The 5058-nt window shown below is 62.3% G+C and carries 5 protein-coding genes and 1 pseudogene; 4 read left to right on the forward strand and 2 right to left on the reverse strand.

Translation table 11 applies throughout. The annotated features are described in order from the left end of the window. Together uvrA and VKM35_RS02510 are read left to right on the forward strand one after the other, a co-directional pair. A pseudogene (gene uvrA, locus VKM35_RS02505) lies at positions 1 to 1487 on the forward strand (excinuclease ABC subunit UvrA); the annotation flags it as partial. 23 nt (positions 1488 to 1510) lie between these two features. Further along, complete coding sequence (locus VKM35_RS02510; protein WP_324318017.1) at positions 1511 to 1918, forward strand: thioesterase family protein; 408 nt, start codon at positions 1511 to 1513, stop codon at positions 1916 to 1918. 58 nt (positions 1919 to 1976) lie between these two features. On the opposite strand, the gene VKM35_RS02515 is transcribed toward VKM35_RS02510, so the two are convergent. Continuing rightward, positions 1977 to 2426 (reverse strand): copper chaperone PCu(A)C, encoded by a 450-nt coding sequence (locus VKM35_RS02515; RefSeq protein WP_324318019.1) that lies wholly within the window; start codon positions 2424 to 2426, stop codon positions 1977 to 1979. Between the two features lie 38 nt (positions 2427 to 2464). Here VKM35_RS02515 and VKM35_RS02520 point away from each other — a divergent pair, with 38 nt between their 5' ends. Continuing rightward, positions 2465 to 3952, forward strand: a complete 1488-nt coding sequence (locus tag VKM35_RS02520; protein ID WP_324318021.1) for a DUF4139 domain-containing protein — start codon at positions 2465 to 2467, stop codon at positions 3950 to 3952. Positions 3953 to 4003: 51 nt separating this feature from the next. Beyond that, on the forward strand, positions 4004 to 4753 hold the full coding sequence (locus tag VKM35_RS02525) for an enoyl-CoA hydratase/isomerase family protein (RefSeq protein ID WP_324318023.1): 750 nt from the start codon (positions 4004 to 4006) through the stop codon (positions 4751 to 4753). 10 nt (positions 4754 to 4763) lie between these two features. On the opposite strand, the gene VKM35_RS02530 is transcribed toward VKM35_RS02525, so the two are convergent. Further along, positions 4764 to 5058 (reverse strand): OmpA family protein (locus tag VKM35_RS02530; RefSeq protein WP_324318025.1); only part of this gene is annotated, 295 nt, incomplete at its 5' end.

Consider the following 5058-nt stretch of genomic DNA (forward strand, 5'->3'; position numbering starts at 1 on the left):
TGCCGGGCTGGCGCGGCGAGATCGCCGTGAAGATCGTCAAGGAAATCCGCGAGCGCCTGAAATTCCTCGTCGATGTCGGTCTCGATTATCTGACGCTGGAACGCAAGGCCGACACGCTATCCGGCGGCGAAGCGCAGCGCATCCGCCTGGCCTCGCAGATCGGTGCCGGCCTGGTCGGCGTGATGTACGTGCTCGACGAACCCTCGATCGGCCTGCACCAGCGCGACAACGAGCGCCTGCTCGGCACGCTGGTGCGACTGCGCGACATGGGCAATACCGTGATCGTCGTCGAACACGACGAGGACGCGATCCGCATCGCCGACCACGTCGTCGACATCGGCCCCGGTGCGGGCGTGCACGGCGGCGAGATCATCGCCCAGGGCAAACTCGCCGACATCCTGAAAGCGCCGCGCTCGCTGACCGGCGCGTATCTGTCGGGTCGCCGCCGCATCGAAATTCCCAAGAAGCGTCACGTCGCCAATCCGAAGATGACGCTGCACCTGCTCGGCGCTTCCGGCAACAACCTCAAGGATGTGGATCTGGCGATCCCCGCGGGATTGTTCACCTGCATCACCGGCGTATCGGGATCAGGAAAATCGACGCTGATCAACGACACCCTCTATCAGATCGCCGCCAACGAATTGAACGGCGCCTCGCACACCGTTGCACCGTACCGGGAAGTGCAAGGCATCGAATTGTTCGACAAGGTCGTCGACATCGACCAATCGCCGATCGGACGCACGCCACGCTCGAACCCGGCGACCTACACCGGCCTGTTCACGCCGCTACGCGAATTGTTCGCGCAGGTTCCGGAAGCGCGCGCGCGCGGCTATTCGCCCGGACGCTTCAGCTTCAACGTCCGCGGCGGTCGTTGCGAAGCCTGCCAGGGCGACGGCCTGATCAAGGTCGAAATGCATTTCCTGCCGGATGTCTACGTGCCCTGCGACGTCTGTCACGGCAAGCGCTACAACCGCGAAACTCTGGAAATCCGCTACAAGGGTTACAGCATCCACGACATCCTCGACATGACCGTGGAGGACGCGCTCAAGTTGTTCGAGCCGGTACCGACCCTGTCGCGAAAACTCGAAACGCTGATCGATGTCGGACTGTCCTACATCAAGCTCGGCCAGAGTGCGACGACATTGTCGGGCGGCGAAGCGCAGCGCGTGAAGTTGTCCAAGGAACTCAGCCGCCGCGATACAGGACAGACGCTCTACATTCTCGACGAGCCAACCACCGGCCTGCATTTCCACGACATCGAGCATCTGCTCACCGTGCTGCACAAGCTGCGCGACGACGGCAATACGGTCGTGGTGATCGAACACAATCTCGACGTGATCAAGACCGCCGACTGGGTGATCGATCTCGGCCCGGAAGGTGGCCACCGCGGCGGCCAGATCATCGCGCAGGGTACGCCCGAGGATCTTGCCGGAATCGATGCCTCACACACCGGCCACTTCCTGCGCAAACTGCTGGACAAGCCCAAGCCCGCAGCAAAGAAGAAAACGAAATGAACGCAGTCGTCCACAGTATCGTCATCGAAGTACGCTGGCGCGATCTGGATGCGTTCAACCACGTCAACAACCAGAGTTACCTCGGCTATATCGAAGAGGCGCGGGTGCGCTGGTTCAAATCGCTCAGCGAAGACTGGGCAGGCGAATCATCGGCGCCGATTCTCGCTGCGATCGCCGTCAACTATCGCCGGCCAATCGGCTGGCCGGAAACGCTGCGGGTGGAATTATTTGCTGAACGCGTCGGTGGCAAGAGCGTCACGCTCGGCCATCGCATTCTTTCCGCAATGCAGCCCGAGCTGCTTTATGCCGATGGCAATACCGTGCTGGTCTGGGTCAATCGCGACGGCCAGTCGGTGACCTTGCCCGACGCGGTGCGCAGCGCCTGCGCCGGAATCAACAATTAGAAAAACATCACGCGGGACAGACTTTTCCTGCGCGCGATTCTTCATGATCCGCAAGCACCTACTTGCCTGGCGCGTCCTTGCGAACCACGAAATCGGCAGCGATCTCGCGACCATCGGTCAAGGATAATTTCAACCTGACCTTGTCGCCTTCCTTGAGCGGATGTTTGGGCTGCATCAGCATCAAATGCCGCCCGCTGGGCGCGAATGCCACGCTGGCATGTGCCGCCACCGGCAGCGCTGCGACATGGCGCATCTTGCTGATGCCACCCTCGATCAAGGTCTCGTGCATCATCGCTGACGCGAAGTCCGCGCTGCTTACCGCCTTGATCGTGATCGCCTGCGGACAGGCATTGTTGACGATGCCGTAGCCCGCCAACATCATCGATCCCGGTGCGGCGCTGCGAATCCAGGCTTTCTCGATCACCGGCGTGCAAGTCGGCACCGATGCCATCACGCTGGAGGAAAGCGCCAGCAACAAAAACCCCGAAAGAAATCGTTTTGCGTTCATGGGCCTATGATATCCCTCGCGCCAGCACGGAGCCAACCATGATCCATCGCATCGCCACCACGTCCCTAGCCACGGCCCTGATCGCCATGACCACGCCCAGCCACGCCGCAGAAACCAGCCTCACCATCTACAGCGGCGACTTCGACGCCGTCACGCAATCCGAAGCACAGGCCGGTGGTCCGGGCTTCGCGCTGGTCGAGCGCCGCGTGGCTTTCGATCTGAAAAATGGCGACAACGATGTCGCATTGGCTGGACTGCCGCGCGCCCTCGATGCCAGCTCCGTATTGCTCAAACCGAGTGCTGGGGCATCGATCCGCGGACAGCGTTTCGATTTCGCGCTTGCCGGTCAGGATGAATTGTTGCGACGTGCGATCGGACAATCGGTAACGGTGGAACAGGCTGTCGGCAACGAACGGCAGGTGCTCGCCGGAACATTGGTGTCAGCAGGCAATGGCCTCACGTTGCGACTCAACGATGGCCGCATCAAGGTGCTCGCGAATTTTTCCAGCTTCGAATTGCCCGGTCTTCCTGCCGGCATGGTCAACGAGCCGACGATGAACTGGTCGATCAATGCCGATCACGGGGGCCGTCAGGATTTCGGACTTTCCTATGCCACCGCCGGCCTGGCCTGGCGCGCCGAATACAACGTCAACGTGCAGGGCGTGGGCAAGGACTGCCGCATGGCGCTGGAAGGTTCGGCGATGGTGGTCAATCGCTCTGGCGCCGATTTCAAGGATGCGATGCTGACGCTGGTCGCGGGCGAGCCCAATCGCGTCAGCGCCGCAGGGCCGGAAATGATGGCGATGGCCGCGGCCGCGCCGCGGGCAAAGATGATGATCGCCGACAGCGCGCCGCAGGCGCAGGCATCCGGCGAATACCAGGCCTACAAACTACCCAACGCCGGTTCGCTTCCGCAAGGCAGCGTGCAACATCTGCCGCTGGTGAATCCTGTCACTGATGTCGCCTGCGAACGGCGCTACGAATCCAGCTCCAACACGGGCGACTGGACTCCGCCCTATCCCATCGTCGATGCCAATTACGGCGCGACCGATGGGCAATCGCAGCCGGTGATTGCCACGCTTCGTTTCAGGAATGCCAAGACATCCGGACTCGGATTGCCGCTGCCGGCGGGTCGTGTGCGCATGTTCGATGGCCAGGATTTCCTCGGCGAGGCGAACATCGCTCATACGCCCGCGAACGCCGACGTGAGTCTGGCGATCGGCAACGTCTTCGATCTCTCCGTCGAACGCAAGCGCGAAGATTTTTCGCTGGATCGTGAAGGTCGCACGATGACCGAAACGATCAGCGTGACGGTTAAGAATGCCAAGGCCGTCGCCAACACCGTGCGCATCAACGAGCGCCTGTCGCGCTGGAGTAGTTGGGAGATGACCGCCAGCTCGCTGCCGTTCGACAAACGCAACGCGCAGACCGCAAGCTTCGACGTCCCCGTCCCCGCCGGTGGTGAGGCGAAGCTGCGTTACACCGTCCGTTATCGCTGGGCGGCAGACGTCAATATCCCGCACTGACATCCGCAGCAAAAACCCGCTCCGTCGACTCAACCTTTCGCAGGCCGACCCATGATCGAGATCAACAAGCACGGCGACATCCACGAACTGCGACTGAGTCGCCCGCCAGTCAACGCGCTCAACAACGAATTGCTGTCGGCCCTGATCGCGGCGATTACCGCGGCGCCGGGTCAGGGCGCGCGCGCACTGATCCTCTCGGGAGGAGAAAAGGTTTTTTCCGGCGGGCTGGACGTGCCCTATCTGATGACACTGGATCGCGCCGGCCTCGCATCATGCTGGTCGCAATTCTTCGATGCCTCCCGCGCGCTGGCCAAGTCGCCGATACCGGTGGTCGCCGCGATTGCCGGGCACAACCCCGCTGGCGGCTGCGTACTCGCGCTGTGCTGCGACTACCGCATCATGGCGCGCGGGCCGTTTCGCATCGGCCTCAATGAAACCCAGGTCGGTCTTGCCGTGCCCGACGCGATCCAGTACCTGATGCGCCGCGTCACCGGCGCCCATCGCGCCGAACGCCTGATCGTGGCCGGCGCGATGATCGAATCGGAACAGGCGCTGGCGCTGGGCGTGGTCGATGAACTCACCGATGCCGGCGACGTCGTGACGCGCTCTTTGCGCTGGCTGGAAGAACTGCTCACCCTGCCAAACTCGCCGATGCTCGCCACGCGGGCGATCGCGCGTGCGGACGTGATTCGCGCGCTCGATGGCTTCGGCGATGCCGATCTGCAGCGCTTCCTCGACGGCTGGTACTCGACCGACACCCAAGCCGCGTTGCAGGCGCTGATGGCGCGACTGAAGAAATGAATCCGGAGTTTCAGCGCAACCAGATTTCCACGCGCTGATTCCGGCGACGATCCGATACGCTATCCGCCAGCGGCAGAACCGCGCCGATGCCACGCACCTTGACCGGGTAGATCCCATATTCGGCTAAGGCTTGTGCGACCAGATCCGCGCGCTCATTACTCAGCGACAGCGCCATGTACGGCGCTGCCTGTTTGTCGGCCAGCCCGACCAGCACGACCTTGCGCTGACGATTCTCCGGCCTGCTCATGAATGCCTTCAGGCGCGGAAGATCCTGCATGGCACGACTGTCGAGTATCGAAAATTCG

The organism is Arenimonas sp., from assembly GCF_035312645.1.
Lineage (GTDB): Bacteria > Pseudomonadota > Gammaproteobacteria > Xanthomonadales > Xanthomonadaceae > Arenimonas.

Bases quoted from the DNA above. Each gene is read 5' to 3' on its own strand.
- VKM35_RS02510 (WP_324318017.1), top strand. From the start codon at position 1,511: ATGAACGCAGTCGTCCACAGTATCGTCATCGAAGTACGCTGGCGCGAT.
- VKM35_RS02520 (WP_324318021.1), top strand. From the start codon at position 2,465: ATGATCCATCGCATCGCCACCACGTCCCTAGCCACGGCCCTGATCGCC.
- VKM35_RS02525 (WP_324318023.1), top strand. From the start codon at position 4,004: ATGATCGAGATCAACAAGCACGGCGACATCCACGAACTGCGACTGAGT.
- VKM35_RS02515 (WP_324318019.1), bottom strand. From the start codon at position 2,426: ATGAACGCAAAACGATTTCTTTCGGGGTTTTTGTTGCTGGCGCTTTCC.